The organism is Hymenobacter sp., from assembly GCF_035709525.1.
Lineage (GTDB): Bacteria > Bacteroidota > Bacteroidia > Cytophagales > Hymenobacteraceae > Hymenobacter.
This window is the reverse complement of the sequence record NZ_DASTEP010000215.1, coordinates 17,748-43,252: the sequence shown is the minus strand read 5'-3', so window position 1 is coordinate 43,252 and position 25,505 is coordinate 17,748. Positions and strand designations below refer to the sequence as shown.

The window sequence follows — 25,505 nt, the reverse complement described above, 5'->3', positions numbered from 1 at the left end:
GTCAAATACTCTCCCCACAGAAAGGCTGTTGAAGGTTGCTTAGGATGCGAAAAACAAAGCCAATTCAGTTGGTGGCGTCGATTACTAGTATCTTACCATACCTCTAGCCTTTTGAAGCAATGCTCAGTCCCCTCACCCCCCGCCTACGGCTGAATACGCCGACCTAGTGGAGAACCCCCACTTCCAGTGCCCCACGCAGCAGCCTGTCCTGAAAGCCTACGCGGCGGGGGAACTGGAATTTGAGCGAATGGTTTACCAGTTAATTCAAGACGCACTGAAGCGTGCGCCAGTTGTTCTGGCCCGCCTAGCCGATGAAGCCGAGGAGCGGGCAACGCTGGCACGCGAAGAGGCTGAAATGGCTGCCAACGAAGAGGCCGACGGACCAACTTTCGTTGACTACACAAAGGATGGCCGGTAGCAGAGGTAAGATAGCCGCAGGCTCACAAGCCGGAACAGCTAGTGGCTAACGCCAAGGAGATTCAGCCTGGCACGGTGGCTCAGAAGTAGATGAGGTGCGCGATTGGGATTAGCGTGCCTGAGCCTACACATTACCTATTTCATCTTGATAAAGTAAACTATTATGGCAGAAGACCATTTCTTTTTCTCTTCCCTCAAGCGACAACAAATTCCTGGCGATACTGAGAACAAAGCTAGAAGCGCTCCTTCGCCCGAAAAGCCAGAATTAAAACCTGGCGCCCCTCGTTTCGCGCCGATTCCCGAAAACAACTACAAGATTACCGATGCCGTGACCTTGCAGATGGTAGAGGATGTGGCTGGGGGCTTACGGGCGCACGAGTTTAGGGTCGGGGATGCCTACATTCCTGGCAAGTTTGATACGGTTCACCTGCGGGCTATCCACGGCTACGTAATGCAGGATGTCTACGCGGCCCCGGGAGCTACCCGCAATGACGAGTTACTGCTTGCGAAACTAGCTGCCAAAGACAACCCCGAAGCGGAACTGTTTAAAGACTATGACAGCCGCTTGGGGGCCGGTGGGCAGGCGATTACCCTACTGGCCACCGGTAAGGTAAATGAGCGCCTGGAGGAGCTGAGCGAACGGCTCGCTGAGGATAACTACTTGCGCGGACTGGAGAAACCAGTGTTTATAGAGCGCTTGGCTACCTATCATCTGGAGTACAGCGCGACTTGGCCCTTCCAGAGCGGTAACGAGCACGTGCTAGGCTTTATCCTGAATGAGGTGGGTAGAAAAGCCGGCTATGAAGTGAAGTCGCATAAATCTGCCAACCTGCGGGAAGTGACGTACTCCATCCTCGAAGCCGGCGTTACCAGTGATAAGACTAAGCTTATTCAGGTACTTAACAGCGTCACGGAGCCCGGTCAGAGTGCAGCGGCCGAAGTTCGCCGCCGACCGACGTTGGCAGCTGAGGTAATCCGACTATTCCGGAAATGACGAAGCGGCAAACCGAGAATGATATGGGGCAGCCAAGAGCCAAATTAGTGGGGTGGGGGAATTGAAGGCAATCGCTGGCGCCTTGGCTACCAATGACAGTAACTTTGCCCGTGCCAGGGCTACTGCATACGCAGGTAAAGAGCTAGGTGGCAAGGCTGACTGCATCGCAACAGGGTGACTTGGACAGCTACCACCGTAAGGAGTAGCAGCAAGGGCGGCAGGCCGATAGGGCCAACGTGCAACCCCGCACTCAGTAGCCTGCCACTAGATAAGAAATAGGCCGCTATGCCTAAACTGCAAAAGTCCCTTAACAGTGGGCTAAGGGGCTTTTGCAGTTTAGGCGTAACGGTGCCTCTACTAGTCTTTGTGAGTGGTAAAAGCATGAATAAGTGTGGGTTATCGGAGACTGCTAGCTACTGAAATTTTCCCCCGACGAATGGGGCCACTTTGCGTTTCTGCGGGCTCAACTGGGAGTTCATTGAAGAGGGTGGGGCAAACCGGTTTGATGAGGATGGACGGTTTGCCCTGTCTATAGCTAGGATAACTCTACAGTAAAGCATTCCCGCATTTTTTAATGCGCTCCAGTACGAAAACAGGTGGGTGCCGCACTACTCCTAGACAGATGGGTGTCGCTGGCTGGCATGCGAAGTTGGCCCGACCGGTTCGGGATGAGTTCTGGTAAGCGAAACTGCTACTCGTTGGCCGACGTTGTTACCTGACGGTAGACACTACCAGTCCTATCCTGGATGTTACTGAGCATTCTCAGCTTTGAGTTTGGTTTGGGCCTGGGCGGCCTGCTCGGCTTCGAAGGCCTTGCTCAGCACGTCGAGGCGACCTTCCATGCCGAAGCCCCGCGCCTGTTCCACGTACGCGGCCCGCGCTCGGCTGCCCTCCCAGAAAAGCCGGTACTTCCCTTCCGCCTGGCCAGGGCCGAACAGGTAGGTGACTTCCGGCCGGAGCACGGTCGAGTTGCCGATGGCTAGGAAGCGACAGAAATTGCCATCAAGAAAATAGTAGAGCTGGGTCGAGACCTGCGCCTGGTGCTGGCCAAACCAGCCTTCTTTCCCTTCATAAGAATACGTGCGCGTCAACGTACCCGGGGTGGGGGGCAGCGGGCGCAGGTTGGAAAAGGCGCTCAGGGGCTGGCCGAAGGGGTGGCCCGCGATGCCGTTGAGCGAATCGACCCGGCTGCCGAAGGGAAACTGCGGGGTGGGGGCAGCGGCAGTACCGGCGGTTGCCGGGGCTTCCCCCGTGGCCGGGCTGGGGGAGGAGCAGCCGGTCAGCAGCAACCCGGTCAGCGTAAGCAGTGAGGCGGTAGCTACGCAGAAGCGGAAGGCAAGAAGCATGGTAAGCAGAAAGTAAGCAGCAAGGAAATGGCGGGGAATAGCTAGGCAACAGTCTCTTATTGCTTTGAAAATGGTCCTGGCTTTCGGTAGCAGTGGCCCAGGCAGGACTGGGGTTAGCCTGGTAAGGCAGTACTGGGGGACGAGGCAAGTCGCCAGCCCGCTCCCCAGCAGGCGTAGTCTTAAATGGTCAGCCGATGCCCCGTGACCGGGTGCGCGTCGTCGGGCCTAGCCGCGAGCGGCTACTGGCCAGGGGCGGCCTCCGGGGCCGGCCCAGCCGGGTGCTCGGGAACGAACTGGTGGCCCACCTCGCCGCGGGCGCGGCGCAGCGCCCGCACCTGCTCGTGCACCGTGGCGCGGGTCAGCGCCGAGTCCACGCGGCCGGGGCGCTCCTGCGGCCCCTGGTGCGTGGCGTGGAAGAGTTCCTCGGCCACGGCGTTGCCCAGCGCCAGATTGGTCACCAGCGTGAAGACGCGGTGGCTGTAGGCCAGCGGATTGGCGGCGATATCGGGCAGCGCCTCCAGGGCTTCGTCCTGGTAGTTGGCAAAGCGCTGGAACACGTAGGCGGCGCGGTCCGGGGAGACAGGCGGGTCGAGCTTAAGCAACTCCTCGGAGGCCGCCAGCCGCTGCGTCAGGTGTTGGAGGGCTTCGTCGTCGAAGGACACGGCGTCGCCCGCCACCCACACAGCGGGTTTCAACTGGAGCAGGGCATTGCCCCAGGCCGCGAAGCTGAGGGTCGGAAAGTGCTCGGGCAGGGCCCCCATCGCGTAAGCCAGGGCCAGGGAAAGCTGGCGCGGCGTTGCCTGGGCGTAGGGGATGCAAACGGAGGTGGGGTTGGGTGCAGGAGTCATGAACGGGGGAGCGACGGGCTGCCTGGTGAAGGAACAGGAACCGCACAAACTTACACCTCTTTTTGCAAAAGGGGAACTATATGTCCACAAGATGCTCGCCGGCTGGCCGCAGCTTGCAGCGATGAAGAAACCGGCCAGCATTCAGGCCTTCGGCCAGCACCTGCGCCGCCTGCGCGAGGCCCGAGGCTGGAGTCAGCAGGCGCTGGCCGACGCGGCGGACATCACCAAGAAGACAATTTACCGCATGGAGACGGCGCAGACAGCCCCCACGCTGGACGTGCTCGTGTGCCTGGCCGAAGGACTGGAAATTTCCCTGGCCGAATTGGTGACCTTTCCGGCCACTGCCTGATTGCGCAAAAGGCGGTACGTGCCCGTCGCAGCAGCGGTAGCCGGGATAGTTGCCTGCTGCTGCGAGTCGATACTCGTATTTTCACGCACCCTATCGACCAACTCGCAGGCGATGGCGGGCAGCTTTTCGTCGCCCATTGCTTCTACGACGCGATTGCTGCCCCCAAGCGCAGCCTCAATAGCCCCTCTTCCTCAGCTCCCAGGCCAGCTTTCGCAGCTCGTCAAGGTAAGAGGGGCTCCGCGCCCTTGCTGACCGGCATCTCCAGGTCGGAGTGGGTGATGGCCGGGTCGTCGACCAAGTCGCGTACCTCCAGGCCCAGGGCCCGACTCAGGGAGATGAGCAAGTCAAGGGTTGGGGTGAGCTGCCGCAGCTCCAAGCGCTTGCTGGTGGACTGCTCGACGTGGGCGATGTCGGCCAGCTGTTGCTGGGAATAGCCCCGGGCCTTCCGCAACGGGCGGAACCGGTGGGTAGGCTTGAAGACCGGCCGGATTTTTCACGTAGCAAGCCGGGAAGGCCAGAGCAGGCAATTATGGACATATATGTCCATAATTGCCTGCTCGTACCTAGCTTTGTGGCCCTTGCCGTCTTTTTCCCTGCCCCCGGACCCTCGTTGCCCCTGCTAATTAGCCCAGCTGGTGGGCTGGGCCGGAGCACCCCAACTTTCTAGCCATGCTACCAGCTGATTTGCCCGCGCTGCCCCCAGGGGCTGGGCGCATCCCCTTCGTCTCCGCTTCGGCACGGCAGGCCGCGCAGGCGCTGGCCTATGCCACGGAGCGACTGGCCGCGCGCTTTCCAGGGCTGGACTGGGCCACCTGGAGCGACACCTTCCGGGACGTCAACCCCGACCTGGTGGTGCAGGGACCGGTGGTGTGGTTGGAGGGGTCGGTGCTGGAGCAACTGGTGCAACGCCTAGCCGCTACCCCCGCCTCCCCCGTGCCCGACCCACCCGTGTTCGGGCCGGCGGCCGCCGACCTATCGGCGCAGCGCACCCCTCCTCCTCAGGACCTGGCCCGGCAGGACCTGGTGCAGCTAGAGGAAACCCCGGCAGTGGGTAACCCGCCCCTTGACGAGCTAGCCGTGACGCTGGCCCAGGACGAGGCCACCGCGACGCGGGTCGACGCGGCGACCCACGAGTTCGCGGACGAAGCGCCCCGGCCGGCCCCGCTGGTGCTTGGCCCGCCGCCCGTGCCAGCAACCCTGGATGCTGCGGCCGTTGACGTTTCCGGGGCGGGGACACCCCCGGCGCCGGCGGCCACCCCGGCGCCCCCAGCACCGGCGCCGGAAGGCAGCTTGGCCACTACCCGCCGCACGTTCGGCGACATCGTCCAGCAGCACCCGCGGGCCAATGGCAAAATAGGCTTCACGGTGCGCGAGTTATGTCAGGCGATGCGCATCAGCGCGGCCTCGCTGCGGGAAGCCCACGCCAACCCAGGCCGGCTCTCGCTGCGCGCAGTGGGGGCCTTGGCCAGCTTGATGGAGGAACCCTTTCCGTCGGTGCTGGCCGACCTGCTGGCGGGCGCGGGCACCAGAAAAAAGAGGCGAAACAAGTGAGCCGTCCGGCAGGTCAGGTGGGAGCAGGAACTGGTCAACTAAGCCAGGGGTAGGCGCCGCGTAGCAGGCACTCTCTGGCTTAGTTGACTATCCGTTGGCCGGTTGGCTAGGCAGCTAGTGGTACGAGGTGTTGCAGTAGTTGTTCAACCACCGGGCTACCGGGCGCGGGTCCCCCGCCCGGGATGCCCGGGGGTAGTCGGGGGCAGCCGGGTAAGTCCCAGCGCTGGGCCTGCACCACTTGCTCGGCCAGCGGGTAGAGCCGGGCCGTGCGCCGGAGCAGCGCGCCGAGGTGGGGACCGCAGCGCGTGTCCGGCGTGCGGGCTAGCTCCGTGAGCACCCCGACGCTTAGCTCGCTCGTGTGCAGCACGTACTGGGCCAACTCCAGCGCGGGCCGGCCGAAAAGCGGCGGGTCAAGCAGGGGTAGCTCGGGCGAATGGCTCAGGTATTGGACTAGCTGCAATAAGTCGTCCGGAGTGAGCGTCACCTGCGTTCCGATAAGCCAGAGTACGGGACGAAACTCCGCCAGTGCCCGGTCGAAGGCGCGTGCGGGCAAGGTCGGAAAGTGCAGCCGCAAGCGGACTTGCAGGTAGTGCCCGAGCTGGGCACGTTGGCTCGCCGTGGCCTGCGCATAGGGCAGGGGCGAAGAAGATAAGGAAGACATTAGAAGCTAAGAAGAAAAAGCGGAGGGGGCACGTGGGGGCCGGCCGCTGGGGAGCCAGCCGCAAAAAGTAGTCGCAGGGCTGGGGAGCACCTAGGGCAGTAGAGACCCAGTGGTCGGGGCTGGCTGGTCACGCAACTGCTCCTCCTCCAGCCAGCTAAGCAGGAGTTGCTGGGCTTTGGCTTGCAGGGCTTGGTAGTGCTCGTGCAAAGCCTCCCGGAGCGTGTCCGTAAAGGGGGTACCCGTGGCGGAGGCAAGGGTAATGGTCACCTGCCGGGCATGGGCGTGGAGCGTGACGGCAGTCAGCCCGGTTAGCTCCAGCTTGTCGAGTTGGCGCAGCTGACGCTTCGCCTGCTTCCGGGCGCGGCGCAGCAGCTTGAGGTCGCGGCGGTAACTCATCGTGCTGGCTGGCTAAGCAGGTCAGCAAAGGTGAGCGCGTCGGCCATTTGAAAGCGAGCGACGGCCACGCGGTCGAACGTACCGGCCCGGCGGTCGGACCTGTCGGGGAAGCAAGCACCGGGTACCCAACTCGGGGCCGCCTGGCACGGGCGGGAGCGGTGGCTGCGGAAGCGGGCGGAACACAACTGACGCAACGTGGCGCGCGTGGCGAGGTCGCGGCGGTGGCGGGCAGCTTCGGCTTGGCGGCGGGCGATTTCGGCTAGCACATTTGCGCCCCAGCGAGTAAGCCGAGCGATATCGTCAGTTTCGTGGACGAAATGGTTGGCCCGCAGCTGTTCCGCTTCGCTGAAGAGGGGGTTGCCAATGAGGGGTAGTAGGACGTGCTGGCGTAGCTCGCCAAGCACGGGTTGCCTGGTTACATGTGTTTCCATGTAATTTTGGGGTAAGGTTTACAAGAACCCAACTGTAGTGCCTGTTACTAGCAGGTGCTATGATAGGAGACCATCCCTTGCCGGGGATGGTCTCTTTTGCGTACTATAGTTCAGTTTGTCCGACTTGGACAATACAAAAGTATACTAAAGTCTAGACTTTACAAGAAAAAGAGACTATAAAATCTGTTTTTTTGCTGTCTGACCAGTCATAGATTTGCGGCATGGAAAAGCAAGCCTCACTCTCCCCACGTAGCCCCCAGATTAACATTAAGCTGACAGAGGAAGAAAAGGTACTTTTTCAAAAGGTAGGTAAAGCACGCGGCCTTAAGGTTTCTGCATTAGCCCGCTCGCTTATGCATGATGAAGCCCGCCGCTTAGGCATATCGTAATAAAAGCTGTTGGATACGCCCGGACTTAGTCAATAATTCGTTTTTTCCTCATTTCAAAAGCACTCTCAGCTAACTGGTCGGGAGGGATTTTGAAATAAGGGTACACTATCGTTTGTGAAAGTCAGCCAGATTAGCTAGCCCAGCCCGTATTGGGCATCATAGCATCTCCAGGGGTATGCGCTTGCTAGGGCGGGGAAAAGCGGCTTCTAACGCAGCTATGTCGCTGGCCGACAAATGCAAATCAGCAGCCAATCGGTTTTCCTGCACGTGCGAAACACTTCCGGCTTTAGGTATAGCCATCACCTGGTTCTGGCTCAACACCCAGGCTAGCGTCACCTGCGCCGGTGTCGCATTCAGGCCCACCGCGACTTCACGCAGCCGCGTATTAGCAAGCAACCGTCCCTGTTCGATAGGACTGTAAGCCATAACTGGTATACTCCGGCTCAAGAGCCATGGCAATAGGTCGTACTCCGGGCTGCGTCGGGTTAAATTATAAAGCACCTGGTCGGTGGCACAAGCCGCGCCTCCAGCGGCAATGAGTTCTTGCATATCCAGCGTATCAAGGTTACTCACGCCCCAACGCAGGATTTTGCCCGCCTCCACCAGCTTTTCCATGGCCTCCACTGTCTCGGCCAATGGGACGCGGCCGCGCCAGTGCAACAGGTACAGGTCAAGTCGGTCAGTACCCAGCCGCTTCAAGCTTGCCTCACAGGCTTGCGGGAGCCGCTTGTGGGAGGCGTTTTGAGGATAAGCTTTGCTGACCAGGAACACTTGCTCGCGAAGCCCACGCAACGCTTCGCCGACCAACCGCTCGGACTCGCCGTCGGCATACATCTCCGCCGTGTCGATAAGGGTTAGCCCAAGCTCAACACCTGCGCGTAGGGCTGCCAGTTCACTTGCGCGTTGAGCAGGTTGTTCGGCCATCATCCAAGTGCCTTGGCCGAGAGCTGGTACCTGGGTACCGTCGGGAAAACTTATAGAGTTCATGACTCATCTTAACGCATAGGAGAGGCACTGGTTATTGGGGCCCTTATTGGATGCTTTTCGAGAGGGCGTTTCCAGCGCGTAGAGGCCCTTTTTTCGGGCATTTCTCGCTAACCCTTATTGGAGTAGTATCAGGTAGTGAAACTATACGTTTCTCTGCTCCCAAATGGCTCCCTATGTAGGGAAGTGTGCATATCTAACTCTCACAGGATGGTAATAAGCAGATGAGCTTCATGAATCTCTACCAGGGCTCGGTACAGGCTATCCGCAATTACTACGCTCACAACTTAACAGAAATAAACCCTGCCCGAGCCTTAGAATGGCTAGGTTTCATTAGTGGCTTATTCTACAAGCTCGATGAGGCTCATCCCCCAACCACCCCGCCCGCGCCCTATTATCTTTCCCTTCTAACCCCAACATCGCCTAGCCCCCGAAGCTGGGTGTTCTCATGCCTTGACTTGCTATACCTTCGCGGGCATGAAGCGTTATCTCCCCAGTTCCCCAATAGGCTGGCTATTCTTAATATTACTTAGTATGGCAGTCGCCTATGCAGTTTTTTGTTTCGTAATATTTCCTCTTCTCATCCCTGCCGAGTGGGGCGGTGCTACGCAGTAGTTCTCTTCCTTAACCAATACTGAATATACCAAGATGAATTAGGTAAGTGAATAATTTTTACACTGCTCCACAAAAAAATATAATATGCAAGTCTTTTTCATAACCCCTTTTACACCGAAATACCGTGATGTCTATAAAACATTAGTTGCAGCAGCCGCTGTAGCGGGTGCCGTAGTGACGCGCTTTGATAAGGTGCCTGATACCAAGAAACCAAACTTAATTCCTTTTATATTAGAGGAGATAGAAAAGGCGGAGCTTCTTATTGCCGATGTGTCAGATTCTAATCCGAACGTTTTCTTTGAGTTAGGGCTTGCCTTGTCCAATAAAAAGCCGTGTATTATTATATGTCAGCAAGGAACGATTATTCCTGCTGACGTTGCAGCTTACAGGGTGATTATATATGATAGGGCTAGACTAGATGAAACGCTTCTGCCACAGATTGTAGAGATATTCTCTCACAAAAATGTATCTGAATTAATAAAGAAGGAGATAGTATCACAGCAGAAAGCACAAGAAAAGTCAAAGACCGTTTTTGTCAGTTATAGCCATATGGATGGCGAATATTTAAAAAGATTAGAAGTTCACTTAAAGCCTTTTGAAAAATCTGGAAAAATAGAATTGTGGTCAGACACCAGAATAAAAGCTGGCGAGAAGTGGAAAGAGCAAATTGAGCATGCCCTTGGGAGAGCGGCAATTGCGCTGCTTTTAATAAGTGCTGATTTCCTTGCCTCGGATTTTATTATAGAAAATGAACTACCACCTCTACTCGACGCCGCAGAGAAAAAGGGCACGTTAATTCTACCTGTCATACTGAAACCTTGTCGGTTTACGAGACACGAAACACTTGCAAAGTTTCAGGCTGTCAATGACCCCAGAAATCCGATGAGCAAGATGAGCGAGAACGACAGGGAGGAGGTCTACGTCAAAATAGCTGATAGCGTAGATAATGTTCTTTAACTCCTAAATTAAAAGCTAAGTATCGCCCATCCAATAAAGACCCTGAGCACCTCAATCGTTCTCGCTCCCTTTCCTTTACCGATGCCGGGTACGCTAAGCTGAACGGCTCTGAGTATATTATTGACCATTTGGAATTAGATAAGTACGTGCTATATGAGCGACTTTGCAGCAAACACATTGTCTGGCCTAATTGGGGCACTCTTGGGTTCAGGTGCTGCATATTGGCTTACTCGTCAATCGCAAAAAGTAACATTTGCTTTTGATTTACACAAAGAGTTCAATACTATTGAGATGGGTAAGCACCGCCACACGGCGGAGGAGTTAATAAAAAAGCATCCAACTTTAACTTTCAAGCAACTAGGCGAAAAAGACACGGATAGTATGGATTCTTTGTACGTGATAATCAGGTTTTACCAGCGCTTGGGACTAGCTGTAAAATATGCTCAAGTGCATAAAAAACTTGTTCGCGACATGTTTGATACTAATTTTTATTACTGGTATTATGGCTCTTTCAAGCCAGGGTTTATTGACTTGAATGAGAATGGTAGCGAGCATTTAGAGTATCTATTGATTTGGTTCTATAGAAGAATTAGCTTGAGCAGGCACAAAGCCTTAAGATTTCAGAGTGAGCAGTGGCTGATTAATATAAAAAGCAAAGGCGATTCATCGCCTCAAGGGACTTAGCCATGGTCGCCCTAATATGAATGCTCCTACTTGACGAGGTGCGACGGCGTGGGGTGGAGAGACTACTTCCTTTATGCGGGAATGTGTATGTCAGTAATTTAGTGTGCGAGCAATTACTGGCTAATCCAGCCATGTTTACGCAGTATGTTGCTCAACTGCGAGACATTAGCCCCAACCACTGGGTCAACTTGTAAGTACTCTATATCGACCCTGCTAGGCAAGGACAGCCGAGCTAGGAAGCGTGACAAGACTTTATTCACTGGGTTAGGAGTTGCAATTATCAAACTCTGGATGCGCGCAGGTTCATTAGGCCAGAAAGCGTACTCTAATAGTTGTCCGAGTGCCTCTCGCACAGCTGGCCGCAAGCTACTTGGTCCAGTACTTGATTTAAGTTCAAACAGTAACCGAGCGTCCGTAGTTGGATTTCGCACCTCCAAGTCAATGCGGGTACCGTAGCCGGTCGAACTTTCAACAGCTACATTTTCTGCCCCACAGAGGTCGCAGAGCTGTCGCCATAAGGCAATACTCATTTCATAATGTGTATCGGCAGGTTCTATTCGCTGTTTTTCCAATATATAGCTCGCTCTGCGGTGGTTCGCTTCCAGAAGTGACGGATAGCTCCCTCCCCATACCGGAGCAATGCTATCAGGCTGTAGCAGCCTCAACATTTCATCATAGAGCAGGTCATGTGCCTGAATAAAGTTGGCTGCCCATTCGACTAACTCCTGCTCAGTGCGCACCGTTAGAATATTAGGCGGCATTGTATACCAGCCAACATTAGACTCAGCCTCGCTATCGAGAAAGTTTTGCAGTAGAGCTTTTTGCTCATGCGTTAGATTGGCTGAGACTGAGCGGGCAGGAGGAGTTTTTCGCTGATAATCTAATTTGATTACCAGCTTACTTACCTTATCATCTCGGCCCCCATCTACACCCAATGTAAAAAAGACATGAGGAGTCGCTGCTCCCTGCTTTGTAAAACTAGCCCAAGTATAAGGCTTGTATATAGAGGTTTTAGTGCCCCAGTCCACTGCGCTCCAACTGTGCCGCAATGTCACTTTATAGTTGAATAGCCGCACTCGTTCGGCTACTAGATTAGCCAAGCGCTTGGTCTTGGCAAATACGCCATGACGCAGTTGTTGACCTATCTTCCGATGTTCAGCATTGCTTTTATCGTAAGGACGACCGGCTTGTGCCTCAAACAGCGTAATATCTTCTAGTGTAAAAAAATACATAATTAATGCACGTGTAGCTGACGCCACAATATTACAAGCACCTATCCAGGTCGTGTGTAGGATAGTAATATAGCTGTCGTTACCCTTTGAACGCCTGCTCGACGAGGCCCGCAGCCTAGGTATCGAATAACCCGCACCACTCGCCACCCGCCCATCATTAATCACACCCACCGCAACCGGAACGGGAGAGTATATTTTTTATAAAAAGTCACCTATACTTGCTCGGCCGTATTGTAGCTTGGTAGTATGGAAAATCAGTGGATACCAATTGGTCAGCAGCAGCCGCCTACAGGGCAGCCCGTCCTAGTTTTTGAGGATTCTAATAGGGAGTATGATGCGCCTATGCAGGATACCATGCGTGTGGCTGTCTACCAAGGAGAGGGCCGTAGATTTGGATATGCAGATGCACTAGGTGGGCGGCACCCTGCTCAGAATGTGACCCACTGGATGCATTTGCCATCTGCCCCTGCTGTGCACTAACATCAAGGTAAGCCTGCGCCCTGGCCTACAATGAGGGCCGTCACCTTGGCATTGAAACGCCCAAAAAGTAGTCCGCGTAACATTTAGATTTACTAAGGATTGGTAATATCGACAATGACCAACTCGACCATTCAGGAACTTATCAAGCTTCACAGAAGCGCTATAGATTCCCCCCACGCGGAGCAGATTAGAGGTGACTTTGAAAAGGTTTTGGAAATCTTTGTGGCCGCTAACTACCCGGAGGGTGTGGAAGGTAACACTCTGATGTGTTCCATACATGACTCATTCCCAAGCCACCATAGCTGCATTGCTTGCAACTTGCAAGACAATGTGAGGCTACTTGAGCGCTTCCTGTTACAAGCTGGGAATGTTTCTGATATCCATTTCACCTTCACAACATTTTTGCTGCTTCTCTACCTAATAGGAGAAAGAATACAGGTTTATATTGAAATGGCGGAGTTGCCGGAATCCTACCGCCTACAGCACTTTGGTGTCATCCAGGAGATACGACATTGGGCCAATTTTATCAAACACCCCAAAGCATTTATGCTAGTGGTACATCCTCAATGGGAATATGAGGAGTCAGTATATGAAAGTTCATCAAGGGCCACTAAAGGACGTGTGACTATTGATACTGCTTTTGTAAAGGACAACTACAGGCACGAGGCAGATAACAAGGCGTTGGAAAAAGTGCTGGCTCGCCAAAACGATGTTGTCGTTCTTTTTCCTAATCCGGTTAATTTGATGAGTCGTTTTGTAGAGATGCAACAGAGATTTATCGGCCTGATAAGTGAAAATAAATTCGTCAGGGATATGCTAGAAAGACGTACTAAAGAACGGCACGAGCAGGTTGACCCAACGAAGCGCCGGGGTACGCGGCCGGTAGATACGCATATTGGTGCAGAATAACATTTTAGTCCCCATCTCCCCACCAGGAGCCGGGGCTTTTGACTTATGCTAATTCTGCTTCGCAGGCCTCTACAAGCTTTTGGCAACAGCCCTCTAGGTCAAAGCCGAGGTTGCCGTGCTCAGCCTTTTTTAGAATTAGAGCATCAAGTGGGGTGCCATGCTCAGGGCACTTAACACCCTCTAGCCGCTCTCTCACTGCATCGGCGGCAGCTAAATAAATCTTTCGCTCTATGCCTGAGCTGAACTCGCTCAAGGGTACTTCTTTGCCGTCAATACTGGCTTTGATTTTAATCATGCTGCTGGAATATATGTGAGACACTAAGCTACAGACCTACACTCAACCCATCCGCCGAGTGCGGGGCGGGGGAGTGTGTTTTTAAAAGCCGCCACATACTGCTTTACTCCCCTCGCTTGGTAAGCCGCTGGCAAAAAATGCACTCAACGGGGTCACCCACGAACGGATAGCTCACAATAGGCAGCTGCTTTCGTAGCATTGATAGGTTGAGCAGGCGCTGTTGGTGTGATACACATTCATGTTGCTTTCTTGGTTGGTGCGCAGAATGGATACAAAGCGCTCCTCTTGGAGCTGTACGGCGGGCATCTGGGGCATGGCAGTGAGAATAGGGTGAGCATGAATATGGGGCCGGGCGGCCATATTTACAACGTGCTTGTTTCGCTCTCACTCTTCAAAGTGCCATTCGCACCCACAGTCCACTACTGCCCTCTGTCCCTGCTCCCGTTGTGTACGCTTCACCTTCGACAAGCCAGTATTAGGGAGAGGTCGTTATTCCAGCCGAGCGAGTAACTCGAACAGAGGCTGATTAACATAGTAATTGGAGTTTACCTGCTTTTGCTTGACCAGCACGCCGTCTTCAGCTAGTTTGTTTAAATAACTGGCGGCTGTGGGCCGGCTCACATTCAGTTCCTGCTGTAAGAACTCGATGCGGGTATACGGATGGCGAAACAAGTTATTGAGCAAGTCCTGGCTATAGAACTTGTAAGTTCGCAGCCGGTGCTTGGTTTGCTGCATGAGAGCGCGCATCTCTGTGATTAAGATGATGCTTTCTCGGGCTGTTTGCTCGATACCTGTGAGTAAATAAAGGAGCCAAGGTTCCCAGTTGCCCGTGTCGCGCACAGCTTGCAATTGGTGGTAATAATCAGCTTTATTTTGGGTGATAAATCGACTCAGGTAAAGCACGGGGATATCCAGCAACTCTTTCAAGACCAAGTACAAGATATTGAGAATGCGGCCCGTGCGGCCATTGCCGTCGTAAAAGGGGTGGATGCTTTCAAACTGAAAATGGAGCACGGCCATTTTAACAAGTGGGTCTACATCCTGTAATGAATCATCATTGAAGTACTGCTCCAGATTAGCCATTAAGTCGAGAATAATGGCCGGGTCTTGAGGCGGCATGTATACCACTTTCCCAAACTGATTTTTGAGGGTAGTGCCGGGCAACTTCCGGTAACCCCCGCTATCACGCTTCAACTCCTCCTGGATTTGAGCAATGTGATTGGTGCTCAGAAACCCGTATTTCTTGACCAACGCGGTGCCGAGTCGTAGGGCAGATGCGTAACGTTGCACCTCTTTGGCCGCTTGTGAATCGCCCAGGTTAAGCTCAGCGTTGAACAGTTCATCGTGGGTGGTGATGATGTTTTCAATCGCGGAACTGTCTTTCGCTTCTTGTAAAGGCAGCGTATCCAGCAAAATGCTCTCGTTGGGGATGGCCGCTACCAAGCCTTTAAGCTCGGCAAGTGCCCGGTGAGCCGCGGGCAGCTTCTTCAAGACAGCACGTGTTTCTAATTCTACGGTAGGTGGTAGGATGGAGGGTTGCCAAGTATCCGGCATATCAGAAGAGCCAAGTGGCTGGAGGAAAAGCCTACTTGGCTTTGTAAAGAAAAACCAAATTTCTTTACAAAGTATTTGACCCATATAAAAGAAAAGGACTGTTTCTTTACAAAGGGTAGGCAATTGTCAACTGCTATGTTGGCCGCGGATAGTGTAGCCCGTCTTCAGTAGCACGGGTTTTTGTAAAAGTAAAGAGTCAAGAACGACCGTCCTTAGTAAGACTCTATTCTGTCCAGATTTACCCGACCACCTCAAAGCCAAACGGTAGTCCCGGCCCGTACCATTCGTGGCGGGTAGTTTGCGGACAGCGGTGGTCAGCACAATGGAGCAGCCAAAACTGCTTACACCTAGTCAAATCCCTCAACCACACCTTGTTACGCTTAAGAAGGCATCGGAGCCCTTCTACGCGCGGCGGCAGTCCCAGAATACCATAAAAATGGAGCGGCTCACTGAAGCACGTCGAGTATTCTACCGGCGGTCTGGCTACCTAAATTCTAATATTAGTAGGAGCGGATGGGCCCGAGCAGAACAGTAGTTGTAGAGGCTCCGCCCAACGCACAGGTGCCCTTTACCCGAACGAGGCCGGGGGCGTCCCGGTGGGCAGCATCGCGCTGGCCTTCAAAATCAACAACTACGTTCTGGCCCTTTAAAGTAAGACTCAGGCGCAGGATATGCTGCACCGTATTGGTAAAGTGCAGAAACCAGGTGATAATCAACGGGGCTACCTGCCTAAAGCGAGTGGCCGAGCCCCCCACCTGCTGGTAGAGCGCCGGGAAGGGAGAGCCGGCTAAATCGCTGAGCCCACTACCCGAAAGCCAGCGCATGGGGCTTTGCTCGGGCGGTTGAACGTTGAGCAAAAGTAACTCGGCGCGGGCTTGCGCCTGCATATCGGGCGTAAGGTTACTGTAGGTAATTTCGGTGCGAGCGCTGAGTTCCTGCGTGTCGGCAGTGAGGTGCCAGGTTTCGCGATTGTTTTCCGTCACGGCGTGCAGGTCCTCCTGGGTGCAGCGGTACGAGTGCCACCGGAATACCACGCTGGCCAAGTTATCGTGCGACTGGCGCAGGGTCGTCAGAAAAGCCATCTGGGCGGGCGTAGCCGGCCGCAGGGCCATTTTCAGCTGCTTGCCAATCTTGGCCTGCTGCACGGGAATAACTTCCCACTCGCCGCTGCGCCGCACAAGTAGCGCCTGCTGCGTGCCCGTCATACTGGCTGCTTTCGACTTGCTAGGTGGCGATGCGGCTACCCCCTTTTTTTTGGTGCTGGCGGCGGGCTTCTTCGCCGCTACGCCGGGTGGCTCGGGTAGGACGGCTGATTTTTTGGCCACGGCCACGGACGTGACGACGGGCTTCACAGTAGCTTTTTTGACAGGGGCCACGAAGATTTCGTGAACGCGCTTGGCTACCTGAAATAGCGTTTGGTTGACCTGGCCCTCCGTCAGCAAATCCAGTGGCTGCTCCGGGCTGTTCACGGCCTGAAACGCGCCGAGGGGCGTCAGCGAAAAGGCGCTGGTGCTCAGCAGTAAAGGCAGAATAGTAGTGCCTTCCTTCGCGGCTGCTTTAAGGAGTGGCGGCAGCTCATCGGTATGGATAAAATCCGAAGCCAGAAAGTTGGGGCTAATCAGCAAAATCGCCACCTTGGTCTGGGCCAGCGCCTTCTCAATCTCAGCTCGCCAGTTGTCGCCTGACCGCAGCCTGGTATCGACCCACACGTTAATATGAAAGTCGCGCTCCAGCGGCTTCAGGTGGGTTTTCAGGCGTTCCATCCAGGCTTTATCACGCTGGCTGTAGCTGATGAAAATGTCGGTGCGGGCTACGGCCGTCGCTTTTTTAGCACTACCCTTTTTGACAGTGGAAGTAGCTTGCTTGGAAGCAGTTTTCTTAGCGGGAGTGGCTTTTTTAGCAGCGGTGGGTTTGGAAGCAGGCATAGCGCGGCGCGGTTGAGATACCAAATAACACCCTTGGCCGACGAATAATCGCGGGCCTAGGTGGGGTATGCCGCGCCAGCAAGGCTAGCAGTTCGGCTTCGACGGCTTACCAACCCTAGTTGCTATTGACCACTGCTAATGCCGCAGAGCCGGCCTCCGGCCTCTACCTGACGGGCTGGGCCAGCGATAAACAGGCTTGGCGCTGCCTACCTGCACCATCTCTACTCTCACTAGCGAGCTCCATTGGCGTGCTAATTCTGTTCTATCAAAACGGTTAAAAGAATAGGCTCGCTAACTTCCAGCGAAAATTTATTCTTCCATCATGCAGTCCACTCAACAAAATTCTGTCACTAAAGTAGTTGCCCTGGCTGGCCGCCGTACCGATGCGTCGGATACACAGACCAGCCGGTTTCCGCTAAAAAGTATAGAACGGGTTAAAAAGGAGCTGCAACACCTATTCCTGGCAGCCAGAACTGAAAAATTAGTCTGCTCAGCGGCCTGCGGAGCGGATTTAGTAGCGTTGGAGGTAGCTGGCGAACTCGGTATAGAGCGCCACGTGATTATTCCGTTTTCGGTGCCAGAGTTCCGTCGCATATCAGTGACGGACCGCCCAGGCGCGTGGGGCCCGCTTTATGACCAGGTAATGGCAGCCGTTTCAGCACAGGGTCTTCTCCAACTACTTGGCCGGGACACAACTGACGATGCTGCTTTTTCCGTAACCAACAAGGCTATTATTAAGCAAGCCCAACTGCTGGCTGGCGGCGCCATTCCGTTAGCCGTTGTGGTATGGGAAGGGGAATCGCAGGAGCCCATCGATGCCACCCGGGAGTTTCTACGGTTGGCTCGGCAAGCAGAATTTGAAGCGCAAACTATCATCAGTGTTAAATAGCTGGTATCCGTTTCTGTCGTATTGCCACAAGGTTAGTCTAATTCATTGTTCCTTGTCCAACAAATCAGGTGCCTCATGCTAAAAAGAATTTTCATCAGCTTCGATTATGAGAATGATAAGCATTATAAATTTTTGCTTACCGCGTTGAGTGCTCACCAAGGGTTCGAATTGATTTTCGAAGACCTCTCCTCACGCGAGATTAACTCAGCAACTATTTCGGTAGTCCGCGCCGGCTTGACTGCTAAAATTAATCGCGCTGATTATACGCTGATAATAATTGGTAAATATGCCAATGAGCTGCACAAGGACTTTAAGCTTATTGGTTACCGGAACTGGATAAATTTTGAAATTGCCCAAAGCAAAAAGTCTGGTAATAAGCTTATCGCAGTTAAGTTGGATAGACTTAATGTTTCACCGGAAGAGCTTTATAATTCGGGAGCTTCTTGGGCGATGAGTTATACCGTTGATGCCATTGTTAAAGCCATAGATGCAGCATGAGTACCGGAGAGAATAGCAGAAGTGAAAAGTCATTAGAGCTTTACTATGACCATTACAAAGATACCTTTAGTTACTTAAGAACTTACATAGCCACCCGGGACAGGATTTTCTATATAACCCTTGGCCTGCTAATAGCTATTTTTTTTCAATCAAATAACCCGGATGTAGCCAAAAATATATCCGTGGTTTTGGTGAAGAAAAACATCGGAGACAGCATCTATATTAATGTGAATTTTATAAACAGCTTGCTACTGTTCGCTTTTCTAAGCCTTATCATAAAGTATTTTCAACTTACGCTGCTTATTGAGCGGCAGTATCCGTACCTGCACACGATAGAGGAGGAACTCACCCTGAGCCTCGGTGTCAAAATAACTAGGGAGGGAAAAAGTTATGTAGAAGCATATCCTTTTGTTCTTTCAGTTATCCACCGAATTTATAGTTTATTATTTCCGGGGGTCTTGGTTGCGGTTATTATAGTTAAATTTTTGAATGAGCTTAAATTTTTCGGGAACGAGTGGAAAAACGGCTATTTCATATTTGATTCCCTGATACTGTTTTTTATACTCGCCATAACGGCCGCTTACATATCTTGGGCCCAGTTCAAGGATTTCCAAAAACCGACTGCGCTTCCGGCTTCGGTAGTTTTAGAAGCCCCGGAGGAATTGGTGGCGCCAGAGTTTCTTGACGAAACGAACGATAATAAGCCGGTGTAAATTATTCCCGGCTGTTAAAGCCAGTCTTACCTAATATATGTCTACCGCTACCCGAACCAGCGTTTTTATCAGCTACAGCCACGCCGACGAACGCTGGCGAAAATTGGTTGAAAAGCATTTAGCACCGCTTGGGCGCGACCACAGCTTACGCGTTTGGAGCGACCAAAACCTGAAGGCTGGCGAGCCATGGCTGATCCGCATCCGCCGCGAGCTAGCGACGGCGCGGGTAGGAATTATGCTGGTCAGCCACCATTTTATGGCGTCGGATTTTATTCATTCCGATGAATTACCGCCGCTGCTGCTGGCGGCTAAGCAAGAAGGCGTGACCCTGTTAACAGTGGTGGTAGGGCACTGCCATTTCACCAACTCACCGCTTAGTAAGCTGCAGGCATTCAATAAGCCGGATAAGCCGCTGGAAGCGCTAACGACTCCGCAGCGAAATAAGGAAATGGCCCGGCTATGTGCCCTAGTGATGAAAATTTTTGGCCTAAAGTCTGGGCCGGCGAAACCCGCTGTAACTCTAGCCGCAGCTTCTAAAAAGGAGGCTGCACCTGCTCGGCCCAAGCGCCTGACCACGTCTACTAGCAAAGTAGCCCCGGCTGCCGAAGCAACTACAAAGCCAAAGGTGGTAGCCAAGCCCAAAGTGACAGCTAAAACCAAAGCAGATGGCGCTAAGCCCAAGGTAGTGACCAACCCCGCGAATAAGGCTACTACCAAGCCAGCTCCTAAGCCGCCGTCTAAAACCGTCCCCAAAACAGTTAAGAAAGCCGCACCTCGCGCCAAGAAATGACTTCGTTTTAGGCAGGTTTGGGAATGAGACTACCCAGTGAAAATGTGAACTGCCCAATAGGCTAAGATAGCGACCTGGAAGGGCAAGACAGCAGAGCATCTCATTGCTGCCTAAGCAGATAATGCCTTCTTTAACTTTATCCTAGATGGAATTACCAACGATACGCCAGACTTATCTACTGCCAGCCACTTCGCAGGCCATTAACAAAGCGCTGGCGACCCTGGCTGCATTGGGCCTCGCCTACGAAGAGCCTCACGCAGTTAGCAGTTTAACTGAAGCACTGCTTGCGCTGGTGGTCGAAGTACCTACCATCCCGGTGGTGCATCGCTTCGAATTGATAGAGCTTCGTCATGAGCTGGTAGCAGAGCGAAATAAGCGTACCGATAGACCTTCGCATCGAGAAGCGCGGGGGTGGAATGCTGGCCCACTAGCCGTCGCTTATCCGGATTCGTTTTTTTCATCTGCCGGCCAAGAAGTAGTAGCTGCTTCCATTACCGACTTGGTTGTACGGGAACGCATTATCCAACACTTCGCGACGCAGGGCATTGTTGTGCATAAAATCACGTTATCTAAACCGGCTGCTGAAGCGTTGGGTGCCGGGCGCTTTTTTCCGCAGGACGGCTGGTATGCCTTTGCAGAGGAGGCGCGGCCCGCACTACCAGAATTAGCCACTTTACTGGGAGCAGTAGAAAGATAATTCAAGGCCTATAGCTCACGCTTTACTATGCTTTTGAGCATAGGCTTGGCTAATCTACTGCAAAGCGTTAAAATGAAGTAGCAAGCTCTTGGCTAGGTTTTCATTGCGGCTGAAGACGATGAGTTGCAAATCAGTCTGTTTACGCTCCGGCTGATTTTTTTAAAAGCAATCTATTTCCTTCGCGTACCGTGTGAACCCAAGGGATAGGCTTTAAATCAAAATCAGCTGGATTGATTCCTTCCTCGCCAATAAACTCAGCATACCCGATATCTGATGTAACGATGGGGAAAGAGAAACTAGGAGTGTGTGCCATCAACGCTATCGAGTAAGATGAACAAGCTGATTCGTGCGGCGTAGTCCTGTTGCCGTGCAGCGATAAATAAGCGCTTGCTTCCTGTCCATCGTAGAGTTTAAATTTAGCATCGTGCATCAATGCCAGAATTGACACAAAAATAGCGTCAAATTTTCTACTGAATGCTTTGCTCTGAAATGCAGCTAGCCTCAGGTCTTTTACAACTCTACCTAGCGCAGTATTGAATTGGTATTGTAATTTATCGTAGCTAAGTGCGCCGATACCTAGTACCGTTCCGCGAATGAATTTTAGTAAGTCATCAATAAAGCGGATTGAGTTCAGTGTTAACTTTGTATTAAGGTAATAAAAACCCGCATTTTTGGTAAAAGCTTTTTTTAATAGCTGATGCGCATCATGTTTATTTATATTGTAATATTTTATTAAAATCTCATCCGTTAAATCATCTAGGCTATCAAGAACGAAAAGTTGATAATCATCTTTTGAGATAGTTAGTAGGCTAATATAATTTAGTATTTTATCTGTATAAAAATTATCCGGCTTATTGGGTTCGCGCGTCATGATATTGGACTCAATCAGCTTTTTTGTTCCCTCCGAAGCCATCTTCATTTTTGCGTACCTCGCGTTGATGGCTTTATGGCAGATGCCCCGTTCTCGTTGGGGGTGCGCCACGAAGTCGGCTACTTCGCGCAGGAACGTTTCTTCCCGCAAGTATTCCCGCACATCAATAAGGAGCATTTTTATATCATACTCATCGAACTGGTCAGCGGCTATCTTGTGCAGGCTTCGATTTAGCGAAGCAGTTAATTTCGAATTAGGCGACATAATCTAGTGATGATACGATAAGTGCTAAGTAAATGGAGTTGCTTATAAGCCTAACTCCTTGGCCGAGTTGTGCTGCCGCACGTTGTCGAGGCGAGTGTAGCGACGAATCATCGCACTGGTCTTATGCTTAGTCTGGTTCATCACCTTGCTGTCGTCAGCCCCGTTAAGCTTGGACACTGTTACAAAAGAGGCGCGCAGGGAGTGCGCAGTATAGTTGCTGCCTAAATACTGTTGAGTAATCAAGTTGATGTACTTGGTCGTCATCCTCCGAGTAGTCACCTGCTGATTTTTGCGTAGCGACACAAATACACACCCTTCTGACCGGTCAAGCACCCGCAACCAAGCTTGCAGCGAGCGGATGGGGCAGAGGGCGACGTCCGGCGAATAAAAGATGGCCTTTTCCTCCGCTTGACCAAGCTGGTTGGTTTTGCTCTTATCGAGCGAGACTACGAGGCCTTCTTCGTCGAAGGCCAAATCCTCGATATTGAGCGCTTCCAATTCAGAGCGGCGAAAGGCTCCCGTGAACCCCAGTAACAGCAACGCTCGATTGCGTAGCCCCGTGGGCGTGGTGACATCGATGCTTTTAATGGTGCGCTTGAAATTGGCCAGCGAGAAAGCCGCCGCTTGCTTTATGCGCGTTTTCTTCTCCCGGGCGATGCCTTTGAGTAGCACCTTGATTTTTTTATCGGCCGTAGGCGAGTCGAGGCCCGCCAACTCGTGGGCCTTGGCGATGGCCGAGGCATGGCGCTGGATAGTGGCGACCTTTTTGCCCGCGTCCGCGAGCTCGGTCAGAAATCCCGCGAGCGCCTCGACCGGCGCGGGCAGGGAATTCATCCCGTGTAACTGACACCAAGTGGTGAAGCGTTGCCAGTCGCCGGCGTAGGCGCGAATCGTGTTGGCCGCCCCGCGCAGGCCCGTCTCGACGTAGCGGTTGGTGGAATCCACCAAGTGCGCGGGCACCTGCGCGGTGGGCAGTTCGGGAACGAGGAGCGCGTGGTTCAAGGTGACCTATTATATACGGAGTGAAACGGTCGATTTCGACCACTTTTCAAAAGTAGGCGATAAGGACTGATAATAGGGCTTTATCAGTCCTTATCGAGTAGCTTTGCGAAGCACTCATTATTCGGAGATGCCACTTTCCATACTAGTTCTATGAGCCTTGCCACTGCCTGCGAAGAATTGAAAAAGTTGGTTGCCACCTACGATACCCGGTGGCTGCTTGGGGACTTGTCCAGCCTAATGCGCTTTGCAGGTGGCCAGCATGCTCAAGACCAATTAGGAGAACTTTCCTCTCCCCTGCGGCAATTTTACTTTTTAGCAGGCCTGCTGGTTTCCTCCGACCCAACTTTAGGAACCGATCTTCGATACACGCCTGAAAAATGGCAGCAAATGGTCCGTCTGCTTAATGAGATTGAGCAGCAATATGAGCAGTTGTATCAGCCGAAGGATGAAGAAGCGATTACCGAGCAATGGATGAAAATTCGGCAGGTAGCTATGCCATCTTTCATGGCCTACTTCAATCAAGGCCCGCTCAATTATGAAGAGCAGGGATTGTGGTGGCTCAACCGATTGTACCCCTCGTTCGACGAGCTGATTGTAGCGGAGACTGGCTTGACTGTGGCCGATTTTGACGCATTCTACCAACAACTAGACGAGTTGATGCAGCAAAACTTCCAGAGTTTTATGTCGCCTCGGGCACCGATGCGCCCTGACTGGCGCACCTACACTAAGGTAGTGATGCGCAACACCGCTCCCCCTGCACTTCAAGCCTTTTTAACTCCCAAAAAAGAAGCGCTTTTTCACTTTATGGCCGACAAGGGAATTGCTACCCGCTTCTTTCCGGTGGAACTTGTATCGCCAGCGTTGCCGCTGGAGAAGGTGGAGAAGCTGCTAGCACTACTAGCCACAACCCGCCAGGCTACCGATTTCCTGTACTATACCAGTACGAAGCCAGCTAATCCCTTGCTTGCCCGGCCAATAGTAGATTTGGGTGATGGACTGTATCAGGTATTTGAGGTTAAGCAAGTGCTCCACGCCATTACAGCGATACTGGACCGAATTTGCACATCCACAAATGCGTCCAAGCGTCGCTATATAAGTCTGAAAGGAAAATTGTTAGAAGACAAACTTGTGGTATTGTTCGAAAACTTTTTTCCCGGTTGTCAGATTTTTCGCAGCTACTACGTAGATGGCAATGAGCAGGATATCTTAGTGCTGTGGGAGAATTGCGCCTTTATTGTGGAAGCTAAAGGTTACAACCTACGCGAGCCGCTACGCGACCCTGACCGCGCCTTTGTGCGTATCCAGGACGATTTTGATGCTTGCTTAGGCTACGGTTATTCCCAAACCCGCCGTGTGGAGAAGAAATTTATCGAAGGAGTACCTCTGCGCCTAACCGACGAGCACGGTAATCTACGCGCCGAGATTGACACGCGTCAGTACGCTCACGATTTTTCTATCATTGTCAATCTGCACTCCTTTGGGCAGGTGCAATGTGATTTATCTGCTCTATTAAAGCTGGGTAACGACGACGTGTTCCCCTGGGCCATCCGGCTCGATGATTTGGAGGTCTTCCTACTGACTTTATTAGCTCAAAAAAAGACCCCACGTGACTTCGTAGACTTCTTGCTATTCCGAGAGGAACTACACGGCAAACTCACCTGCCTAGACGAATTGGCTATATGCGGCGGATTCCTGAGCGGACAGTTAACAGCAAAATCCACACGCCAGCGGAAATACGTTACTGTGCACCCCGATTTAGCTGATGTATTTGATGAACAGTACCGAAAGGGGATGGGGTTTGAAAACGAAAAGCTACTAGTGGAAAAGCGAAGCGGTAACTACCTATTCATGTAAAGTGCCAGATTCCTTATTGAGTGAGCTTGACTTGCTTAACAAATAGCGGGCGAATAAAATTACTCAAAGTCATACTGTTGTAAGAAGGCCATTCAAGGCTGATGTTAGCTCCATAGGAGCGTCTTCCGCCTAGCTAGGTGTCTGCTTCCCGCCCAAGTGAGCCAGTTTGAGTTGGAGCCCAGCGACCTCGAAACGCTCGCTAGATAGCGCTACTCAGGTGGCATGCTTAGAGGAGGGTTCTTAGGATGCCACCGGACGCTATCTTTCACCTAAACTTCATGTCTAGGCCCGCCAAATAGGACAGCATTAAAAAAAGGTGTAGTACAAAAGCGTCGCGCATCCCCAGGCGTTCGCCTTCCAAGCCGCTGCTCACGGGTACCCCTCCCTATCCCTCTTCACACCACGCCCTGCTTGCGAGCCTATTTGCGCCAGTATCTTTGAACGTGATGAGCGCGTTGCCAACTTCTCTTTATTTTACTAATGCCGCAGGACTAGTGCAGGAGTACGCTGACTATGTACGCCTGCAATACCATCCCGGGCCGCGCCGCTTTGACGAGTTCACCGCCGTGCTCCACCACGTGACACGCGCCTTATCGCGCTACCGCCTGGGCAAGCTACTCATTGACCAGCGCCAGATGACGCCCTACTCGCCGGCTGAGCAAGTCCATGTGGTGCAGCACTGGTTGCCACGCACCATTGTGGACGGGCAGTACCGCTATGGCGCGGTGGTGCAGGCTCATGACGTGTTTGCGCGCTTGGTCATGGACACGATTCGCACCCAGGCCCAGGAACTGCCGCTCACCTACCGGTTCTTTCCCGATGAAGCAGCGGCCATTAGCTGGTTGCAGACCCAGCAACTACCATCTCCACAGACGCGGGGCTGAAGCGCTCTGGTCCGAGCAGAGACAAT

29 protein-coding genes and 1 pseudogene are annotated in these 25,505 nt (G+C 53.0%); 17 read left to right on the top strand and 13 right to left on the bottom strand.

Annotation, left to right across the window (positions count from 1 at the left end):
- Positions 1 to 166 precede the first annotated feature (166 nt).
- Together VFO93_RS19080 and VFO93_RS19075 are read left to right on the top strand one after the other, a co-directional pair.
- Positions 167 to 418, top strand: coding sequence for a hypothetical protein (locus VFO93_RS19080; protein WP_325135978.1), 252 nt, complete (start codon positions 167 to 169; stop codon positions 416 to 418).
- A gap of 162 nt (positions 419 to 580) precedes the next feature.
- Complete coding sequence (locus VFO93_RS19075) at positions 581 to 1,411, top strand: hypothetical protein (RefSeq protein WP_325135977.1); 831 nt, start codon at positions 581 to 583, stop codon at positions 1,409 to 1,411.
- 749 nt (positions 1,412 to 2,160) lie between these two features.
- Here the strand turns inward: VFO93_RS19075 and VFO93_RS19070 are convergent.
- Entirely contained in the window at positions 2,161 to 2,757 is a 597-nt protein-coding gene (locus VFO93_RS19070) for a hypothetical protein (RefSeq protein WP_325135976.1), read from the bottom strand.
- Positions 2,758 to 2,996: 239 nt separating this feature from the next.
- Complete coding sequence (locus VFO93_RS19065) at positions 2,997 to 3,605, bottom strand: hypothetical protein (RefSeq protein WP_325135975.1); 609 nt, start codon at positions 3,603 to 3,605, stop codon at positions 2,997 to 2,999.
- Between the two features lie 121 nt (positions 3,606 to 3,726).
- Here VFO93_RS19065 and VFO93_RS19060 point away from each other — a divergent pair, with 121 nt between their 5' ends.
- Positions 3,727 to 3,954 carry a helix-turn-helix transcriptional regulator gene (locus VFO93_RS19060; protein WP_325135974.1) on the top strand — a complete coding sequence of 76 codons (228 nt, stop codon included), beginning with the start codon at positions 3,727 to 3,729 and terminating at the stop codon, positions 3,952 to 3,954.
- A gap of 220 nt (positions 3,955 to 4,174) precedes the next feature.
- On the opposite strand, the gene VFO93_RS19055 is transcribed toward VFO93_RS19060, so the two are convergent.
- Positions 4,175 to 4,444: a helix-turn-helix transcriptional regulator gene (locus tag VFO93_RS19055; RefSeq protein ID WP_325135985.1), complete on the bottom strand. Its 270-nt coding sequence runs from the start codon at positions 4,442 to 4,444 to the stop codon at positions 4,175 to 4,177.
- 359 nt (positions 4,445 to 4,803) lie between these two features.
- Between VFO93_RS19055 and VFO93_RS19050 the strand changes: the two genes are divergently transcribed.
- A complete protein-coding gene (locus VFO93_RS19050) occupies positions 4,804 to 5,505 on the top strand; it encodes a hypothetical protein (protein ID WP_325135973.1) in 702 nt (233 codons plus the stop codon).
- Positions 5,506 to 5,611: 106 nt separating this feature from the next.
- On the opposite strand, the gene VFO93_RS19045 is transcribed toward VFO93_RS19050, so the two are convergent.
- The 3 genes from VFO93_RS19045 to VFO93_RS19035 all read right to left on the bottom strand — a co-directional run bounded on the left by VFO93_RS19045 (position 5,612) and on the right by VFO93_RS19035 (position 6,993).
- Positions 5,612 to 6,166: a hypothetical protein gene (locus VFO93_RS19045; RefSeq protein WP_325135972.1), complete on the bottom strand. Its 555-nt coding sequence runs from the start codon at positions 6,164 to 6,166 to the stop codon at positions 5,612 to 5,614.
- A 90-nt stretch (positions 6,167 to 6,256) separates the two neighbouring features.
- A complete protein-coding gene (locus VFO93_RS19040; protein ID WP_325135971.1) occupies positions 6,257 to 6,562 on the bottom strand; it encodes a hypothetical protein in 306 nt (101 codons plus the stop codon).
- Complete coding sequence (locus VFO93_RS19035) at positions 6,559 to 6,993, bottom strand: hypothetical protein (protein ID WP_325135970.1); 435 nt, start codon at positions 6,991 to 6,993, stop codon at positions 6,559 to 6,561. Before VFO93_RS19035 ends, VFO93_RS19040 begins: the two co-directional genes overlap by 4 nt.
- A 221-nt stretch (positions 6,994 to 7,214) precedes the next feature.
- Here VFO93_RS19035 and VFO93_RS19030 point away from each other — a divergent pair, with 221 nt between their 5' ends.
- On the top strand, positions 7,215 to 7,382 hold the full coding sequence (locus VFO93_RS19030) for a hypothetical protein (RefSeq protein WP_325135969.1): 168 nt from the start codon (positions 7,215 to 7,217) through the stop codon (positions 7,380 to 7,382).
- A 156-nt stretch (positions 7,383 to 7,538) separates the two neighbouring features.
- Here the strand turns inward: VFO93_RS19030 and VFO93_RS19025 are convergent, their stop codons facing one another.
- Complete coding sequence (locus VFO93_RS19025) at positions 7,539 to 8,369, bottom strand: aldo/keto reductase (RefSeq protein ID WP_325135968.1); 831 nt, start codon at positions 8,367 to 8,369, stop codon at positions 7,539 to 7,541.
- A gap of 218 nt (positions 8,370 to 8,587) precedes the next feature.
- Here VFO93_RS19025 and VFO93_RS22410 point away from each other — a divergent pair.
- From VFO93_RS22410 to VFO93_RS19015, 3 genes and pseudogenes are all read left to right on the top strand, one after another.
- Positions 8,588 to 8,899, top strand: a pseudogene (locus VFO93_RS22410) (TIGR02391 family protein); the annotation flags it as partial.
- Positions 8,900 to 9,065: 166 nt separating this feature from the next.
- Positions 9,066 to 9,938 (top strand): toll/interleukin-1 receptor domain-containing protein, encoded by an 873-nt coding sequence (locus tag VFO93_RS19020; protein ID WP_325135967.1) that lies wholly within the window; start codon positions 9,066 to 9,068, stop codon positions 9,936 to 9,938.
- A gap of 153 nt (positions 9,939 to 10,091) precedes the next feature.
- Entirely contained in the window at positions 10,092 to 10,622 is a 531-nt protein-coding gene (locus tag VFO93_RS19015; protein WP_325135966.1) for a hypothetical protein, read from the top strand.
- 113 nt (positions 10,623 to 10,735) lie between these two features.
- Here VFO93_RS19015 and VFO93_RS19010 read toward each other — a convergent pair whose 3' ends face one another.
- Positions 10,736 to 11,854, bottom strand: a complete 1,119-nt coding sequence (locus VFO93_RS19010; protein ID WP_325135965.1) for a hypothetical protein — start codon at positions 11,852 to 11,854, stop codon at positions 10,736 to 10,738.
- A gap of 246 nt (positions 11,855 to 12,100) precedes the next feature.
- Between VFO93_RS19010 and VFO93_RS22405 the strand changes: the two genes are divergently transcribed.
- Together VFO93_RS22405 and VFO93_RS19005 are read left to right on the top strand one after the other, a co-directional pair.
- Positions 12,101 to 12,334, top strand: a complete 234-nt coding sequence (locus tag VFO93_RS22405) for a DUF551 domain-containing protein (RefSeq protein ID WP_414653605.1) — start codon at positions 12,101 to 12,103, stop codon at positions 12,332 to 12,334.
- A gap of 114 nt (positions 12,335 to 12,448) precedes the next feature.
- Positions 12,449 to 13,243 (top strand): hypothetical protein, encoded by a 795-nt coding sequence (locus VFO93_RS19005; RefSeq protein ID WP_325135964.1) that lies wholly within the window; start codon positions 12,449 to 12,451, stop codon positions 13,241 to 13,243.
- A 43-nt stretch (positions 13,244 to 13,286) separates the two neighbouring features.
- Here VFO93_RS19005 and VFO93_RS19000 read toward each other — a convergent pair whose 3' ends face one another.
- The 3 genes from VFO93_RS19000 to VFO93_RS18990 form a co-directional block, all read right to left on the bottom strand.
- Positions 13,287 to 13,538: a hypothetical protein gene (locus VFO93_RS19000; RefSeq protein ID WP_325135963.1), complete on the bottom strand. Its 252-nt coding sequence runs from the start codon at positions 13,536 to 13,538 to the stop codon at positions 13,287 to 13,289.
- Between the two features lie 489 nt (positions 13,539 to 14,027).
- On the bottom strand, positions 14,028 to 15,176 hold the full coding sequence (locus tag VFO93_RS18995; protein WP_325135962.1) for a Fic family protein: 1,149 nt from the start codon (positions 15,174 to 15,176) through the stop codon (positions 14,028 to 14,030).
- A 416-nt stretch (positions 15,177 to 15,592) separates the two neighbouring features.
- Positions 15,593 to 17,017 carry a TIR domain-containing protein gene (locus VFO93_RS18990; RefSeq protein WP_325135961.1) on the bottom strand — a complete coding sequence of 475 codons (1,425 nt, stop codon included), beginning with the start codon at positions 17,015 to 17,017 and terminating at the stop codon, positions 15,593 to 15,595.
- A 322-nt stretch (positions 17,018 to 17,339) separates the two neighbouring features.
- Between VFO93_RS18990 and VFO93_RS18985 the strand changes: the two genes are divergently transcribed.
- The 5 genes from VFO93_RS18985 to VFO93_RS18965 all read left to right on the top strand — a co-directional run bounded on the left by VFO93_RS18985 (position 17,340) and on the right by VFO93_RS18965 (position 20,604).
- Positions 17,340 to 17,906, top strand: coding sequence for a hypothetical protein (locus VFO93_RS18985; protein ID WP_325135960.1), 567 nt, complete (start codon positions 17,340 to 17,342; stop codon positions 17,904 to 17,906).
- 75 nt (positions 17,907 to 17,981) lie between these two features.
- The gene (locus VFO93_RS18980; protein ID WP_325135959.1) at positions 17,982 to 18,404 is read left to right on the top strand and encodes a TIR domain-containing protein; all 423 of its coding nucleotides are present in this window, start codon (positions 17,982 to 17,984) and stop codon (positions 18,402 to 18,404) included.
- Entirely contained in the window at positions 18,401 to 19,117 is a 717-nt protein-coding gene (locus VFO93_RS18975) for a hypothetical protein (RefSeq protein ID WP_325135958.1), read from the top strand. Before VFO93_RS18980 ends, VFO93_RS18975 begins: the two co-directional genes overlap by 4 nt.
- Before the next feature lie 37 nt (positions 19,118 to 19,154).
- Positions 19,155 to 19,907, top strand: coding sequence for a TIR domain-containing protein (locus VFO93_RS18970; protein ID WP_325135957.1), 753 nt, complete (start codon positions 19,155 to 19,157; stop codon positions 19,905 to 19,907).
- Between the two features lie 145 nt (positions 19,908 to 20,052).
- Complete coding sequence (locus tag VFO93_RS18965) at positions 20,053 to 20,604, top strand: hypothetical protein (RefSeq protein WP_325135956.1); 552 nt, start codon at positions 20,053 to 20,055, stop codon at positions 20,602 to 20,604.
- 139 nt (positions 20,605 to 20,743) lie between these two features.
- Here VFO93_RS18965 and VFO93_RS18960 read toward each other — a convergent pair whose 3' ends face one another.
- Together VFO93_RS18960 and VFO93_RS18955 are read right to left on the bottom strand one after the other, a co-directional pair.
- A complete protein-coding gene (locus VFO93_RS18960) occupies positions 20,744 to 21,739 on the bottom strand; it encodes a hypothetical protein (protein ID WP_325135955.1) in 996 nt (331 codons plus the stop codon).
- Positions 21,740 to 21,781: 42 nt separating this feature from the next.
- Positions 21,782 to 22,741: a tyrosine-type recombinase/integrase gene (locus tag VFO93_RS18955; RefSeq protein WP_325135954.1), complete on the bottom strand. Its 960-nt coding sequence runs from the start codon at positions 22,739 to 22,741 to the stop codon at positions 21,782 to 21,784.
- A 150-nt stretch (positions 22,742 to 22,891) separates the two neighbouring features.
- Between VFO93_RS18955 and VFO93_RS18950 the strand changes: the two genes are divergently transcribed.
- Positions 22,892 to 24,595 (top strand): hypothetical protein, encoded by a 1,704-nt coding sequence (locus tag VFO93_RS18950; RefSeq protein WP_325135953.1) that lies wholly within the window; start codon positions 22,892 to 22,894, stop codon positions 24,593 to 24,595.
- 578 nt (positions 24,596 to 25,173) lie between these two features.
- Positions 25,174 to 25,479, top strand: a complete 306-nt coding sequence (locus VFO93_RS18945; RefSeq protein WP_325135952.1) for a hypothetical protein — start codon at positions 25,174 to 25,176, stop codon at positions 25,477 to 25,479.
- Positions 25,480 to 25,505 lie beyond the last annotated feature (26 nt).

Coding starts and splice junctions, on each gene's coding strand:
- VFO93_RS19075 (WP_325135977.1), top strand. CDS start 581: ATGGCAGAAGACCATTTCTTTTTCTCTTCCCTCAAGCGACAACAAATT.
- VFO93_RS19070 (WP_325135976.1), bottom strand. CDS start 2,757: ATGCTTCTTGCCTTCCGCTTCTGCGTAGCTACCGCCTCACTGCTTACG.
- VFO93_RS19065 (WP_325135975.1), bottom strand. CDS start 3,605: ATGACTCCTGCACCCAACCCCACCTCCGTTTGCATCCCCTACGCCCAG.
- VFO93_RS19060 (WP_325135974.1), top strand. CDS start 3,727: ATGAAGAAACCGGCCAGCATTCAGGCCTTCGGCCAGCACCTGCGCCGC.
- VFO93_RS19045 (WP_325135972.1), bottom strand. CDS start 6,166: ATGTCTTCCTTATCTTCTTCGCCCCTGCCCTATGCGCAGGCCACGGCG.
- VFO93_RS19040 (WP_325135971.1), bottom strand. CDS start 6,562: ATGAGTTACCGCCGCGACCTCAAGCTGCTGCGCCGCGCCCGGAAGCAG.
- VFO93_RS19035 (WP_325135970.1), bottom strand. CDS start 6,993: ATGGAAACACATGTAACCAGGCAACCCGTGCTTGGCGAGCTACGCCAG.
- VFO93_RS19030 (WP_325135969.1), top strand. CDS start 7,215: ATGGAAAAGCAAGCCTCACTCTCCCCACGTAGCCCCCAGATTAACATT.
- VFO93_RS19025 (WP_325135968.1), bottom strand. CDS start 8,369: ATGAACTCTATAAGTTTTCCCGACGGTACCCAGGTACCAGCTCTCGGC.
- VFO93_RS19020 (WP_325135967.1), top strand. CDS start 9,066: ATGCAAGTCTTTTTCATAACCCCTTTTACACCGAAATACCGTGATGTC.
- VFO93_RS19015 (WP_325135966.1), top strand. CDS start 10,092: ATGAGCGACTTTGCAGCAAACACATTGTCTGGCCTAATTGGGGCACTC.
- VFO93_RS19010 (WP_325135965.1), bottom strand. CDS start 11,854: ATGTATTTTTTTACACTAGAAGATATTACGCTGTTTGAGGCACAAGCC.
- VFO93_RS22405 (WP_414653605.1), top strand. CDS start 12,101: ATGGAAAATCAGTGGATACCAATTGGTCAGCAGCAGCCGCCTACAGGG.
- VFO93_RS19005 (WP_325135964.1), top strand. CDS start 12,449: ATGACCAACTCGACCATTCAGGAACTTATCAAGCTTCACAGAAGCGCT.
- VFO93_RS19000 (WP_325135963.1), bottom strand. CDS start 13,538: ATGATTAAAATCAAAGCCAGTATTGACGGCAAAGAAGTACCCTTGAGC.
- VFO93_RS18995 (WP_325135962.1), bottom strand. CDS start 15,176: ATGGGTCAAATACTTTGTAAAGAAATTTGGTTTTTCTTTACAAAGCCA.
- VFO93_RS18990 (WP_325135961.1), bottom strand. CDS start 17,017: ATGCCTGCTTCCAAACCCACCGCTGCTAAAAAAGCCACTCCCGCTAAG.
- VFO93_RS18985 (WP_325135960.1), top strand. CDS start 17,340: ATGCAGTCCACTCAACAAAATTCTGTCACTAAAGTAGTTGCCCTGGCT.
- VFO93_RS18980 (WP_325135959.1), top strand. CDS start 17,982: ATGCTAAAAAGAATTTTCATCAGCTTCGATTATGAGAATGATAAGCAT.
- VFO93_RS18975 (WP_325135958.1), top strand. CDS start 18,401: ATGAGTACCGGAGAGAATAGCAGAAGTGAAAAGTCATTAGAGCTTTAC.
- VFO93_RS18970 (WP_325135957.1), top strand. CDS start 19,155: ATGTCTACCGCTACCCGAACCAGCGTTTTTATCAGCTACAGCCACGCC.
- VFO93_RS18965 (WP_325135956.1), top strand. CDS start 20,053: ATGGAATTACCAACGATACGCCAGACTTATCTACTGCCAGCCACTTCG.
- VFO93_RS18960 (WP_325135955.1), bottom strand. CDS start 21,739: ATGTCGCCTAATTCGAAATTAACTGCTTCGCTAAATCGAAGCCTGCAC.
- VFO93_RS18950 (WP_325135953.1), top strand. CDS start 22,892: ATGAGCCTTGCCACTGCCTGCGAAGAATTGAAAAAGTTGGTTGCCACC.